Origin of the sequence: Streptomyces sp. NPDC093510, assembly GCF_040683555.1 — a bacterium.
In the GTDB taxonomy this organism is placed as follows: domain Bacteria; phylum Actinomycetota; class Actinomycetes; order Streptomycetales; family Streptomycetaceae; genus Streptomyces.
In genome coordinates, this window is record NZ_JBFBEE010000029.1 from 50,627 (window position 1) to 63,454 (window position 12,828).

The window sequence follows — 12,828 nt, forward strand, 5'->3', positions numbered from 1 at the left end:
GGGTGCGTACCTGTCGGGGGTGGGGCGGCGGGAGGAGGCACTGACCGCAGAGCTGGAGGCGGTGGACATCCGGCGTCGGCTGGCCCGGGGCAACCCGGCCGCCTACGAACCCGACCTCGCCACCTCGCTGTCCAACCTCGGTGCGTACCTGTCGGGGGTGGGGCGGCGGGAGGAGGCACTGACCGCAGAGCTGGAGGCGGTGGACATCCGGCGTCGGCTGACCCAGGACAACCCGGCCGCCTACGAACCCGACCTCGCCGGCTCGCTGTCCAACCTCGGCATCCGTCTGTCGGGGGTGGGGCGGCGGGAGGAGGCACTGACCGCAGAGCTGGAGGCGGTGGACATCTACCGTCGGCTGACCCGGGGCAACCCCGCCGCCTACGAACCCGACCTCGCCGGCTCGCTGTCCAACCTCGGCATCCGTCTGTCGGGGGTGGGGCGACGGGAGGAGGCACTGACCGCCGCCCAGGAGGCGGTGGACATCTACCGTCGGCTGACCCGGGGCAACCCCGCCGCCTACGAACCCAACCTCGCCACCTCGCTGGTCGCTTGGGCCTGGGTGAGAAACGAAGCGCAGCAGGATCTGTCTGGCGCGCTGCAAGCCACGGGGGAGGCGGTGGAGATCTACCGCAGGCTCGTGACGGCCGTACCTGCGCAGTTCCTTTCTCCGCTCCGCTATGTGCTCTCCTTGCAGGCGGATCTACTCCTCACACGCGGGCGTGTGCGGGAGGCGAGAGAGATCCAGACCTGGCTCGCAGCGAACGACCATGTTCCCGGCGCCCAGGACTGAGCAGTCTGAGAGATCACGGACCTCTGCCGAGTTGTGTCCAGTTTGCCCCCGATCTCTTTTCTCGCAACCTTCCACAAAGCATCTTTCGCGCAATGAGCCTCTTCCAGCCGAGCAGTGGTGGCTGTGAGTTGGACGCATCTGCACAGCCAGGAAGCTCCTGGTAGACGGGATATCAATCAAGATCAACCGGGTTCATCACGAGCTCTGCGGGCTTGCCCCCCGTCGATCGACCTGCCCAAGCGCGTCGTGCAGCACCCGACCGGACAACTCGCCTCCCAAGGAAGGAAGATCGGCAGCTCGGCAACCTCGTCCGTCACCGTGCGCATCACCCAAGGCCGCGCCACGAAGGCATACCGAGGACCAGCTGGCAGTGGAGTCAGCGCGGGGCATGAGGCCCTGACCCCTGCCGTGCACGACCACGGGAAGGTCATTTGCGGGACAAGTCTTAGTCGGTGATCTTCACGTAGAAGGAGTCGTCGTCAAGGACGCGGTTCTGTGTGTACGTCTTGTTTATCCGGTTCCCGCCTGCACCGTTGCCTTGCCGTCGTTGAGGCGGACGGAGAAGCGGTTGTCGCCCTTGGTGGACCCTTCCCGGCTGGAGGTGAAGGGGTACTCGTCGCAATCGGTGCAGATCCCTTCACGAGCCGGGATGTGCACTCCAGGCCGCTGCCGGTGTAGTTTCCCAGACCTTCTTGCACTCGCTGATGGACTTGGTCCGGTTCTTGTCCTTTGTCGACGAGCCGGTGCAGGGGCTCTTTCTCGCCTGGCACGCTCTTGCCGACGAAGGAAGGGAAGGCCCGGTCGGGGCGCTTTTGCGCGTCGTAGCGGATCACGGCGTGTGCGGGATTGAGTCACGGGGGCCTTCTGGGTAGTGCCCCAGCCGTCGAGCTTTGCGTCATATTCGTTTCGGTTCGGGAGGGTGAGGGCCCGGGGGGAGGGGGGGAAACTGCCTCAAATGCGACGCAGACCCGGGCTTTGAAGACGGTTTGGAAGGTACCCAGGAGAGATGGTGGGGCTTTCCGACTCCTACCTGTTCTTCGGCGGTGTGTCGGGTATGAGAAACGACCAATCGACACCGTCCTGGATTCGCTCCCCCGCCGCGTGGAGGTACGAGCGGATGCCGTGGTGGGTCAGGGCGGCTATGCGTGTCCTGATAGGGGTGGCGCCATAGCTCGAGACCCGACCACAGCAGGTAGCGGGGGCCAGGCTCCGTCTCATAGGCGTTTTTTCCTTCGTGCAGGCTGGTTCGCGCGTCGCTTTTCGGCTTGGCGTACAAGGATGCTGTGCAGGGCGTGCGCAGCTGTGCGTGCCGTGTGTGCGTGGCGTCGTTGGAGCATGACGCGGAATTCGGTGTTGTCATCGGCGAGAGGGCGGTAGGTGATGGTGCCGCTACGTTCCAGTGGGTCGCCGTGCACGCTGTAGTCCGGTAGAACGGCAGCGCCGAGCCCTTCTGCGACCATGAGTTTCCCCATTTCGGCGCCGTCAGCCGAGTAGGAGAAGGACGGTGTGCTGCCGCTGAGGAGGCGGTGGATGTAGCGGTGCATGACGTAGCCGGCCCGCATCGTGATCAGCGGGTGGGGCAGCAGGTCGGCGACGGTGATCGCTGAGCGTGCGGCTAGGGGACTGTCCTGGCGGATGCATACAACGGGTCGTCCGCGGAGTAGCTCAGTAGTGTGCAGGTCGGGCGGGAGGTCGTCGTCGCGTAGGTAGCTGACGATCCCCAGATCGAATCCACCCTCGGTGAGGTGTTGCTGGATGCCGTCATGCCGGTCCGCGATAACTTCCACCTGGGTCGATGGGTGAGTGGTGCGGAACTCGCGGATGGCTGGTGTCAGGAGGGTGACTGTGGCGGCATTGACCGTGCCCAGTCGTAGCGCGCGGTTAATGTGATGCTGTTCGTCGGCTGCTTGGCGCAGACGGTCGACTGCGTCCAGCACTGCGGCGATGTGCGGCAGCAGTTCTCGCCCCTCGTGACTGATCTTGGCTCCCGAGCGTTTGCGCTCCAGTAGCTCTACTCCCAGTTCGCGCTCTAGCTTGCGCAGCGTCTCGCCCAACGCTGGCTGAGACAGATGCAGTTCCTCTGCAGCGCGGCGTAGCGATCCGAGCCGTGTGACTGCCGCCAGATATTCCAACTGTTCTACACGCATGGCGAGATACCTCCGACCCGCATAGTAAGCCGTGTACACAGGGGACGATGTGAAAGGTCTTCCCTACCGCCATATCTGAAAGCCATGCTAGACCGCAGCTTGCACGCTGTTTATTCTCGGATATAGAAGGTCTGGCTGCCCTTCGTGGCTCCCCTCACCGGCGGCCAGCCAGGCCTTCTCTGGCCTAAATATGGAGCATGCTTTTGCGCCTCCAGCGCAATTTCCCGATCGTTACTGAGATTCGTCCGTATCGTTTGGGAAACTTGGCTCTCTCTTGGTTTTCTGAGAGCTTACTCTCAACGCAAATACTACTCGGAAACGAGATATAGTAGATGTTCTGGCAGGACACCTCCCAAGTTACTCTAACGGCCATGAGTGGTACGGAGCGCGGCATCGGCACCACTTGCGTGATGGTTGTTATTGCAGCCGCCGTGGCGCTGTTTATCGGTGCAGTGATCAGCATTACGCGGTCGCGGCTGAGGCGAGGTATGCAGTTGGTTTGGCTCGTGTTTACCTTTGCGCTTCCCATCTTGGGGAGCATGCTCTGGTTTGCTGTGGGTCGTCGCGATTCTCTTCACTGACGCAGTGCTGTATAAGGCTACTCGCTCCGAACGTGGTGCTGTCTGTGCTGCGCATCGGAAACGCTCTCTGTGTGATCCAGTCGGCATCGTGATCGCGCCCTGCGATGCATCCTTCATCTGCGCCGCAAAACGCAGGGGTAGCGAACGGCCTGCGGGGGTTGCATGTGAAGCCCTGTTGAGCCGACAAAACGCCACAAGGTCAGAGGGGGGGGCGAAAGACCCTAAGCATGCGTTCGGTAGTCCTGTAAAGAGCGAGGCGTTGGGCCCTACCGTTGAAACATCAAGCTTTGCCAAGTTGGGTGAAGTCAGCGAATTTCCTGGGAAACGGAAGAGGGAAATGCCCAAGACTGCGCAGGCGCCGATTACCTGGCGTGTACCCCTGCCGCATGTACCCGTCTCGGCTTCGATAGCCCGAACGCTTGTTCGCGCCGCTCTGATGCGCTCTACTGCGAATTTGACACAGACCCATCTATCTATAGTAGATGCGTCAGCTGCCGTGGATCGCGATGTGGCTGAATTGCTCACTTCGGAACTGGTAACTAATGCAGTTGAGCACACCACGGCACGGGCCCCCTCGAGCTACTTATGGAACTACAGCATTCGGGACTCCGTGTCGAAGTTCGGGACCATGATGCAGGCCCTGTGGAAGAGCTGAGCACGGGTGGGGATCCTCGCCACGGGTCCAACCTGCGGAGCGAGGGAGGCCGCGGCCTCCATCTTGTTCGCGAGCTCAGCTCATCGACTGGCTGCAGTCTCAGCGAAGGGGGAAAAAGTGTCTGGTTCACCCTTGCGTCCGGCCAGGCCCATTAAGCTTTTTGAAAGTTCGGTGTGTTGTAGCGGTGAGAGGGGGGTGTCGGGGTGGCTTATCGACCTTCGCCTTCCGCGGCTGACGCCTCCCTTGCTCTCTTGTCGCGACCCCAGTTGACATAGGCACATCACACTTGAGGGGTCGAGTTGTTCTGAGGCGGTGTCTCGAATGCGGAGATCGTGCGGGAGATGGGGGTGGGTGCGGCGATTGCCAGTGGGCTGGAGAGGGAAGTGGCGCGACGCCTCGCGACGGCGTGCGGCTATGGTCGTCCGACCAAGCTGAAGGACGCTCAGGTCGCGACCGCGCCGCTTCTCCCGTTCCGGCAGCGCCGTAAATGGACCAGCTGTGCGCGTGATGCGGCCCAGGATCCACAGCGCGGCGTACGGCGCCGTGCCGCGCCCGGTGTTCCGCCACAGCCGCGGGTCGAGTGCGTCCCCGCGCACGAGGATGTCCCGGCGGGCCCGGTCGGCGGCCGCCCACCCCCGCGGCGCGTAGGTCATCGGGGAGCGGACGACGGCGGCGGTGTCGGCGTAGTAGGGCTCTTCGTGGTCGATTCGGCCGAGGAGCATCGTGTCGTCGCCGACCGGCCGGAAGCCCTCCGAGGCGAGGGTGGCGCCGGGTGGTGTGCAGCTTGGTGCCGGTGAGGGTGGCGACGACGGCGCTGGGGTGCTGGGGGTGCAGGGCGAGGTGAACATGAGCTTCGGGTGAGGTGTCGGGCATAGGGGGCTCGTTTCGCCGGTCCGGACCGACGCGAAGGTCGGTCCGGACCGGGGGTTCTAGCGGGTGGCTCGGACGGGGAGCGGTGCGGTGTGCGGTGGCGGCTCGGCCCGAGGGGCAGCCGGGGTGCGGGCCGAGCGGGCGGTGCGCGGTGTGGCCGGGCCGGTGGCCTGGTGCCAGCGGGAGCGCACGGCGTTCAGGTCGGCCAGCGCCCGCCGGCTGCCGGTGATCAGCTGGTGGGGGCTGTTGGCCGGGTCATCGGTGAAGGCAGTGATGCGGATGGCGACGGTCTGTGCGCGGCTGAGCATGGCACGCTCAAGGACCTTCTCGCCCCAGTGCTCGGGGGAGCCGACCGGTGTGGACAGCAGGGCCAACAGATCAGTGGGGGTGATCTCGTGGGCGAGGAGGCCGCGGTGCTGGGCTTCCCAGAGCACGGTGACCGGGTCGACGGCCTCGCCGTGATGGGTGAGGGCGGTGAGGCACTGCCACAGCGCCGCGTGCAGGGGGAGTGCGAAGTCCTCGGGTATGAGCCAGCGCATCTGGCTGGTCTCGGCGGGGTACGCGGTGGCGGTGGCGATCAGGAGGCGTTCCTCGTCGAGGGCTTCCTCGCCGGTGTCCCTGGCGGGTGCCGGCGGCAGCGTGGTGCGCGGCAGGGAGCCGGGGTGCGGGGTGAAGCGGCCGGAGAGGTCGTCCAGGAAGCGGGCGAGGGTGTCGGCCTGCTGGAGGGTGGCCTTCGCGCGGTGGGGCAGGGTGGTGTCGCCCGCGGTCTGGGCCAGGCGCTCAGCGTGCAGGCGCAGGCTGCGGCGGGCGTGGTCGGCGCGGATCATCCGGGCGTACGTGGCCGCGTGCTGCGGCCAGGGGCAGACCTGGATGAGGGTGTGCAGGTAGGAGGCGGTCAGCCCGGGAGCGTGGGGGCGGGCTGCGTCCAGGACGGTATTCGGCCAGGCCGGGCTCGTGCGGTGCTGCTCGGTGTCGGGGGCCGGTGCCGAGCGCATGGCGCGGAACAGCTCGCCGTGCGTGTGGTTGGAGAAGTGGCTCGGCTCCAGTGGGCCGATCTCGTCGAGGCGCTGGGGGTCCAACAGGAGTGCACCGAGCAGAGATTGTTCGGCGTAGTGCACGGGTTGGGGCGGCGGAAGGTCGTCGAGGTCGTCGGTGGAGGGAGGGGGCATCAGGCGGCCAGGGTGAAGTCGTCGGGGGTGAGGGTCTTGCCGAGGTGTGGTGCCAGCAGGTGGGCTGCGAGCCGGGGTGGGACGGCGTTGCCGACCTGGCTGAAGATCTGGCCCTTGTTGCCCTGCCAGGGGTAGTCGGCGGGGAAGGTCTGCAGGATGCCGGCCTCGGCGGCGGTGATCCGGATCGGATCCGGGGCTGAGACCGTGCCCGGTGGCGTGGAGGCGACCGGCTCGGCCTGCCACACGCACTCGTTGGCCCGGTGACCGAAGAACAGGGTCCCGGCTGGCTCATCGATGGTGCGGACGGTGGCGTTGGCCTGGTTGTTGCTGCGCAGGGCCCAGCGCCACACCGTGGGCGTCGTCTGTGCGGCGGGGACGGATTTCTCCGCCCGGCCACCCGCCACAGCGGCAGTCGAGTTGGCGGGCGGGTGCGGCTTCCAGGTGCCGCGGTCGCGGGCGTCACTGAGGGTCTTGCGGGAGCCGGAGGGGAACGGCTCGGGCCCGCCACCCGGGCCGCCCCCGGCGCACACGGTCGGTACGGGGCGGTCGGTGGCGCCCCAGCCGAGGGCCTCGGCCATGGAGATCCAGCGGGCGCGGCCCGGGCCGAACAGCGACTCGGGCTCGGCGTGTTTGGCGTGTGTGGGCGGCGGTGGCTCGGCGGTGCGCGTGCGGGAGGCGAGCAGGATCGCCCGCCTCCTCGTCTGCGGCACGCCGTAGTCGGCCGCGTTCAAGATCCCGGTCCAGGCCGAGAAACCCCAGGTGCGCAGGATCGCGGCGTACTGGCGCCACAGAGGCAGGACGTCGGGGACCTCTTCCATCGCGACCCACTCCGGCTGACCGTGCTGGTGCAAGGCGTGCAGGTAGCGCATGGGTTCGGCGGCCAGCAGGGAGCGTGGATCGCGGCAGGCGGCAAGCAGCTGCTCGCGGGTGTCCAGGCCCTGGGCAAGGTCGGCGACGGCCTGGTGGACCAGGGGCTGGTCGACGAGCCCGAGGCGCTTGCCGGCCATCGACCATGCCTGGCACGGCGGTGATGCGATCAGCCCTGTGATCCTGCCGAGGAAGCGCCACAGCGGGTAGGCCGCGACATCGGTGCGGATCGTCAACTGGCCCGCTGCAGCACGGGTCTTGCACGCCCACTCGTCCCATTCCAAGCCCACGTCCCGTACGCCGAGCACGGTCAGAGCCTGGCTCCATCCCCCGGGGCCGGCGAACAGATCAAGTATCAAGCGGCCAGCCCGAAATCGTCCTGACCCGGCTCGACTTCACCGCGGCAGGCCCACGGGGAGCAGCCGTCGATAACGCCGTCCTCCAGTTCCTGGGTGTCCGCTTCGCTGCCGCCGAGTTCTTGCTGCAGAGCGGCCCATTCGGCAGCGGTGACATGGTCGATCGGCGCCTGGTCGAGCGGCACGCGCGAGCGGTGCAGGAATGCTTCTCCCAGCAGTCGGTTGCCGGTGGCGTTGGCGCGGGCGTTGCCTTGCCGGATGGCTGCGTCGAAGGCCACCACATCCGCCCACTCCTGCGGCGAGGAGTCCCGGATGGATCGCCACTGGGCGTTTCCATGAAAGGGACACCCAAGGCAGCTGGATTTCGGCGTGTCCGCCAGCCCGAGTGACGTCAAGTAGCGGACGCAATCGGCCCTTGACCAGCCGATGTCGATGAGCGGATGGCGGTTGCGCATATATTTGACGTCCGAGTCCTTGGCCCGGTGAAATTCATCCGTCGAAATGCCGACCCACTGCTCCACGAAAACGTCTCGGGGGATGCGTGCCGGATAGGGGTATCCGAGGAGTTCGCGCACCTGCTTTTTCAGGGGCTTAATTTTGTACTCGCCAGTGCATTGGCGCCTGGTCATGCCCGGCTTGCCGTCCTTGTTCAGGATGTAGAGCGGCATGGAAGCGAAGCGGTGATCCGGGTCGAGTGCATCCTGTCTGATGTTCCCGGAGGAGACTCGCAGAATGGGTATCCCGGCCGGGGTGGCTATGTCTCGCTCCAGTCGGTCAAGATGCCGGTAAACGGCCTGCGGCTCCCAGCCGGTATCGGCGAATATCGCGTAATCGACCTTGGGGAGAATGCCCTTGGCGGACAGGGCGAGCATGGCGCTGGATTGCACGCCAGCGCCTAGGGAAATTATGCGGAGGGTGGGTTCGGGCATGAAAGAATTCCTGTTGGGGGAGAGCGGGGGAGGTGAGGGCGGCTTTGTCTGATGGCGTTGCCAGGCCGGGACGGTACTGACGGGGCGCGCCGTCGTATCTGCGAGCGGGGGCCTGTGCTGTAGCGACTTCACGGCGCTGGTGCCGTCATTGGGCCGGGCGTGGGGGGTTCGGGTACTGGGCACTGGTGAGGTCAGGGCACCGGTCGGTGATCTGCCAAGCGTCAGCGCCGCACGAGAGGCGTGCGGGGCGGCCTGGGCTGTGGGGGCAGTGGCGTCGGGTGCGCGGGCGCGTGGGGGGAGCGAGACGAGCGGCCAGGGGCGGCACCCTGCGGTGCGGGGCTCGCCTGGCTGCGTCGCACGGTCAGGAACTGTCCGTCCGTGCTGCCGTGTTCAACGCCGAGGATGTGGTCACCGGGCTGCAGTTGCGCAGGGGTGATGCGCAGCAGGTCGGGTTCGCTGTGTCCCTCGGGGTGGGGGGTCCATCCCAGGCTGGTCAATACGGCTTCGAGTGGCATCCCGTACTGGTCGAGGCGGCGGCGCAGGTCCCCGGCAGGGATCTGGGTATGGCGACCCCAGTCCTCAAGCCCCATGCTCAGGCCGAAGGCGCGGTGCGGGACGCCCGTGCCCAGAGTGGAGCGCTCGTACGGTTCTTCTGTGATGGCCAGTTCCGGGTCCCAGCCCTGGAGCAGGCGACGGCGGATCGTGGTGTACGCACAGGCGGCCCGGGGGTCGACTGCCCAGTGGCTGAGCGGCTTCGTCTCCCCGAACGCGTTTACGTGCAGGGTGAAGTGGGGCCCGTCGCCGCCCTTCTCCAGCGCCTCGTCGAACGTCATACCCGACCTTCTGATCCGGTTGTAGAGCGTGTGGTAGGAGATTCCGCTCTGGTCGGCCCAGCCGCGGAGTGAGAGCGTCCGCCCCGCATAGGTGAAGGTCATGTCCGGCTTGTCATGTCGGGGTGTGGTGATGGCAGCTTCGGGCTGCCATCTCAGCGCCAGTCGGGTGCGAAGGGCTTCTCGGCTGACGGCGCAGCGTTCGTCGGCCGCCCACGCTCGGAGCGTCTTCGACTGACCGAATGCGGTAATGAGGCCCCGGGCCAGTTCCCAGTTGTAGCGGTCAGCACGTCCGCCCTTGGGCTGTTGGATACGCCCTTCTGTGGACTTCCCGGAATCCGAGGTCACCGGATACCTTTCCGCGGCTGAGGTGCGACACCCGTGGCCACCGTGGCGGTCTGTGAAGCGGGGGAGGGCGAAAGGCGGGGACCGTCAAGTGATGGCGACCAGACCCCGGGCAGGTGAGGGCGCAGTTTCGCCGAGGAAACAGATTGCGAGTGTCGTCGGGCGTGTGCAACACGCTGAACTCGGTACAGACTGAGTCCTAGAGAAATACATCGGAAGGCGGGCGATTCGGAAATGGTGCGACCTTAGGGATTGAGGCAAGGGGTAGGAGGAGGCTCAGCGCCGCGGGGGTGCCGGGGACGGCGCGGCGGGCTGCACGAGCGCGGGCATTGCCGTCAGGGCGGCGCGGGAACCCGGCTGATGCCCTCGGCGGGTTCGCGCACCGTGGGCGTGGACGGATCTCCAGGCGGAGCGAGAGGGCGAGGCCGTGCGACCACGAGGCGGTCGGACGGCGCAGGCCCGTATGTCATCGGGAGCGAGCGGGCGTGGCGGTGGCCCGGGGTTCTGCCGGGCGAGCGGTGGTCAGGGCCGGAGGCCGCGGGTGCCCGAAGCTCGCTGCCAGGGTGCGGCAGCCGTCAACAGTCAGGTGGACGCGTTCGTCGTGCAGGATCCGTGGGGTTTCCTCGCGGTTGAGGAGTCCCCGGGCTTCCAGGGAGCGGATGGTGCTGATGCTGACGCGGACATCGTCGTGGCTGATCCTCGGCTTGTCGGTGTGCCGGTCGATCGTCACGAAGCCCTGGGCGACGGCACGCAGGGCGGTGTGCTGCGTGGGCGAGAGGTCGAGCGACCGGCTGGCGGGCAGGAGACGCTGGTGGCGCAGCTCGACGGTCAGGAGTTCCGCGGTGGCCAGCGCGTCGTCGGCGCCGAGGGCGGTCAGGTCCCGTACGAGGATGAGGCGGCCCCTCACCTCCTCACGGGCCTCCTCAGCGGTCAGGGGCACCCCCTCCTCGTTGGGAGCACCGACGCGGATGTCGTCGAGGATGTCCTCGGCGTCCAGGAGATGATCGGCAGCGTCGAGGGCGAGATGGGCGAGCTGCCGGATGCGTGCGTAGACCGCGCGGATCCCGGCGCTGGGGAACATCGGCTGCTCGTTCAGCGCCTCGACGATGTGGAGCGCCGACTTGGCCAGGTGTTGCGTGCGGGGGATCTGCCTGCCGACCGCGGTCGCGGGCCTGGCGCCGTTGACCTCTATGACGTACAGCGAGTGGAGCGCGTCGTTGTGGCGGTTGTAGTCGGCACCGAGCGCGAGCAGTGCTTCGGGCGGGGAGAGGTGGGCGGTCATTGGGGAGGTGAGGGATCCGTTCGGTGAGGGGGCATGGTCGGCGGCGAGGCGGCGAGGCAGCGGGCGGGTGTTCCGGGTCCCGGTGAGATGGCGCGGGGGAGGAGCCGCTGTGGGCTCTCGGAGGCGCATCCCGTCACCGGCGTACGCCTGGAGTCGCGGAGGTGTTGGGCGCTGGCACCGCTGTGGTGGTGAGGGTGGCGGTGGGCCGGAATTGGACGAGAGCGCGCTGCCCCTGCTCGGTGACCGAGATGGCCTGGCCGACGAGCAAGGGGGTGCTGGTGTCGGTGGTGACGAGGCCGTGCCTGGCGAGGGTCCGGAAGGTGGCGATGGAGATGCGTGTGCCGTCATTGGCCGCGACCCGGTTGACGCTCCGTCCTCGCTGCACCCGCTCGTAGAGGCGTCCCTCTCCCTGCGCCAGTGACTGTAGGGCCGAGTGCTGGGTGTCATTGAGCTTGGCCACGGCCTGCGGCGGGTGCGGTGATGTGGTCGGCAGGCTGCTATTGATGCTGGTGGCGAGGTAGTGGCAGGCGGTTGCCCCCACGTCGAGCTGGTGGACGGCGTCCTTGAGGTGGCTGTTCATACGGGGGATGGCCTCGCCGTGACGCGCCGCGCGGGCTTGGGCGTCGTCGGCCGGATATCCGGCGTAGGGCGCTCCCTCGTACGGGTTGGCGGAGATGGCCTCGGCGAGGTCGGTGCAGGCCAGGGATGCGCCGGCGACGATGGCGGAGAGGGCTTCCAGCCCGGCGCGGCTGCCGGTGACGCCGGTGTATGTGCTGTCGTCCAGGGCCCTCAGGTGCCCGAGCGCGGCTGCGGTCAGCTCCTGGGCCGCGAGCAGGAGTGGAGTGATCTTGTGCAGTGCGTCGGTGCCCGGGGTGTAGGAGAGGTCGCGCACGCGGTCGTGGAGTTCTTCGAAGCTCCGGGCCAGGGCACGGAGTTGGTCTGGCTGTTCGTTCAGGTCGAGCGGGGGCATGGGGCTCCGGGAGGGGGTCAGCGGCCTCGGGTGGCCGTCTGCGTGCGGGGTGCGGGCCCGGGCGAGGGGCCCGCCGTGGTGGCTGGAGGCAGGACGAGGACGGCGGCCAGGACCGTGACGCCGGTAGAGGTGAGGTGCACGCGGTCCTGCGGCGATCCCCCGATGTATGCGGGCGCAGCGGACTTGGCCTTGCGCGCGATGAGGTCCTTGGCTTCCAAGGACCGCAGCGTGCTGATCAGGACGCGTGCCGTGCGGTGGTGGACGTAACTCCGGTCAGCGGAGCCGGTGACCACGACGTGGCCGCGGGCGATCTCGTGCAGAGCCGTGTGCTGCGCGGCCGAGAGCGGTTCACCGGGCCGTGGGGCGTTGCTCCAGCGCCTTCGCCGTATCTCACCGGCAACGCGCGTCGCACTGTCCAGGACGGCTTCGGGGGCCAGCGCAGTCAGCTCGCGTGCCAGTTGAGGGCCATGGTCGGCGGAGGCGGTGCACAGGTAGGCGAGCTGCTTGAGCCGGACGACGGCGTCGGACAACTCGGCGCTGTCATACAGCCGTTCGTTTTGAACGGCCTTGATGGCGGCGAGGGTCTCGGTGGCCAGGTCCTGCGCGGAGGTGACATGCGCTCCCGGTTCGGGCTTGGCGCGGGCGGCTAGCAGGAGGTCGAGCCGGTCGTTGTGCTCGGTGTAGTGGGCGGCGAGGGAGAGCAGACGCTCCACGGGCGTCGGCGGCGGGGGCACCTCGAACAGCAGGGCTTCGGCGGGAGGTTGGGTCATGTGTGCGGGCGGCGTTGAGGGGCGGGCGCGGAGGACTGGGCTGGTGCGACGGTGGGCGTCGACGACTGCGTTGACGGAGTGTGCGGAGCGGAGGCATTCGCATCGAGGACCGCGGTCACGTCCGCGATGTGCCTGGTACAGGCGAGAGCCTGCTGGGTGGTCGCGGAGTGGGTGATGGCCCGCAGAGCGACCTCGGGTCCGCTGTTGCCGCATTCAAGGCAGCAGCGGTGGCGGGGGTCCCAGTCGTCGGGGACTGCGTGGATCTGT

Annotated in this window: 11 protein-coding genes; 3 read left to right on the forward strand and 8 right to left on the reverse strand. The window is 67.4% G+C overall.

All coding sequences use genetic code 11. The annotated features are described in order from the left end of the window. Positions 1–790 (forward strand): tetratricopeptide repeat protein (locus AB0N81_RS34475; RefSeq protein WP_365365447.1); only part of this gene is annotated, 790 nt, incomplete at its 5' end. Positions 791–2,004: 1,214 nt separating this feature from the next. Here the strand turns inward: AB0N81_RS34475 and AB0N81_RS34480 are convergent. Next, the gene (locus AB0N81_RS34480) at positions 2,005–2,937 is read right to left on the reverse strand and encodes a LysR family transcriptional regulator (RefSeq protein ID WP_365365449.1); all 933 of its coding nucleotides are present in this window, start codon (positions 2,935–2,937) and stop codon (positions 2,005–2,007) included. 371 nt (positions 2,938–3,308) lie between these two features. On the opposite strand from AB0N81_RS34480, the gene AB0N81_RS34485 reads away from it, so the two are divergent. Continuing rightward, positions 3,309–3,518, forward strand: a complete 210-nt coding sequence (locus tag AB0N81_RS34485) for a PLD nuclease N-terminal domain-containing protein (protein ID WP_365365451.1) — start codon at positions 3,309–3,311, stop codon at positions 3,516–3,518. 585 nt (positions 3,519–4,103) lie between these two features. Beyond that, a complete protein-coding gene (locus AB0N81_RS34490) occupies positions 4,104–4,328 on the forward strand; it encodes an ATP-binding protein (protein ID WP_365365453.1) in 225 nt (74 codons plus the stop codon). A 774-nt stretch (positions 4,329–5,102) separates the two neighbouring features. On the opposite strand, the gene AB0N81_RS34495 is transcribed toward AB0N81_RS34490, so the two are convergent. The 7 genes from AB0N81_RS34495 to AB0N81_RS34525 all read right to left on the reverse strand — a co-directional run bounded on the left by AB0N81_RS34495 (position 5,103) and on the right by AB0N81_RS34525 (position 12,561). Further along, positions 5,103–6,212 (reverse strand): DnaB-like helicase N-terminal domain-containing protein, encoded by a 1,110-nt coding sequence (locus AB0N81_RS34495; RefSeq protein ID WP_365365455.1) that lies wholly within the window; start codon positions 6,210–6,212, stop codon positions 5,103–5,105. Continuing rightward, on the reverse strand, positions 6,212–7,438 hold the full coding sequence (locus tag AB0N81_RS34500) for a DNA cytosine methyltransferase (RefSeq protein WP_365365457.1): 1,227 nt from the start codon (positions 7,436–7,438) through the stop codon (positions 6,212–6,214). Before AB0N81_RS34500 ends, AB0N81_RS34495 begins: the two co-directional genes overlap by 1 nt. Continuing rightward, positions 7,435–8,307, reverse strand: a complete 873-nt coding sequence (locus AB0N81_RS34505; protein ID WP_365365579.1) for a hypothetical protein — start codon at positions 8,305–8,307, stop codon at positions 7,435–7,437. Before AB0N81_RS34505 ends, AB0N81_RS34500 begins: the two co-directional genes overlap by 4 nt. Positions 8,308–8,585: 278 nt before the next feature. Further along, positions 8,586–9,299 (reverse strand): hypothetical protein, encoded by a 714-nt coding sequence (locus AB0N81_RS34510; protein ID WP_365365460.1) that lies wholly within the window; start codon positions 9,297–9,299, stop codon positions 8,586–8,588. 706 nt (positions 9,300–10,005) lie between these two features. Further along, positions 10,006–10,821: a hypothetical protein gene (locus AB0N81_RS34515; protein WP_365365462.1), complete on the reverse strand. Its 816-nt coding sequence runs from the start codon at positions 10,819–10,821 to the stop codon at positions 10,006–10,008. Between the two features lie 133 nt (positions 10,822–10,954). Next, positions 10,955–11,791, reverse strand: a complete 837-nt coding sequence (locus AB0N81_RS34520; RefSeq protein WP_365365464.1) for a hypothetical protein — start codon at positions 11,789–11,791, stop codon at positions 10,955–10,957. A gap of 17 nt (positions 11,792–11,808) precedes the next feature. Continuing rightward, positions 11,809–12,561, reverse strand: coding sequence for a hypothetical protein (locus AB0N81_RS34525; protein WP_365365466.1), 753 nt, complete (start codon positions 12,559–12,561; stop codon positions 11,809–11,811). Positions 12,562–12,828 lie beyond the last annotated feature (267 nt).

Coding starts and splice junctions, on each gene's coding strand:
- AB0N81_RS34490 (WP_365365453.1), top strand. CDS start 4,104: ATGGAACTACAGCATTCGGGACTCCGTGTCGAAGTTCGGGACCATGAT.
- AB0N81_RS34525 (WP_365365466.1), bottom strand. CDS start 12,561: ATGACCCAACCTCCCGCCGAAGCCCTGCTGTTCGAGGTGCCCCCGCCG.
- AB0N81_RS34510 (WP_365365460.1), bottom strand. CDS start 9,299: ATGACCTTCACCTATGCGGGGCGGACGCTCTCACTCCGCGGCTGGGCC.
- AB0N81_RS34495 (WP_365365455.1), bottom strand. CDS start 6,212: ATGCCCCCTCCCTCCACCGACGACCTCGACGACCTTCCGCCGCCCCAA.
- AB0N81_RS34505 (WP_365365579.1), bottom strand. CDS start 8,307: ATGCTCGCCCTGTCCGCCAAGGGCATTCTCCCCAAGGTCGATTACGCG.
- AB0N81_RS34515 (WP_365365462.1), bottom strand. CDS start 10,821: ATGACCGCCCACCTCTCCCCGCCCGAAGCACTGCTCGCGCTCGGTGCC.
- AB0N81_RS34485 (WP_365365451.1), top strand. CDS start 3,309: ATGAGTGGTACGGAGCGCGGCATCGGCACCACTTGCGTGATGGTTGTT.
- AB0N81_RS34480 (WP_365365449.1), bottom strand. CDS start 2,937: ATGCGTGTAGAACAGTTGGAATATCTGGCGGCAGTCACACGGCTCGGA.
- AB0N81_RS34520 (WP_365365464.1), bottom strand. CDS start 11,791: ATGCCCCCGCTCGACCTGAACGAACAGCCAGACCAACTCCGTGCCCTG.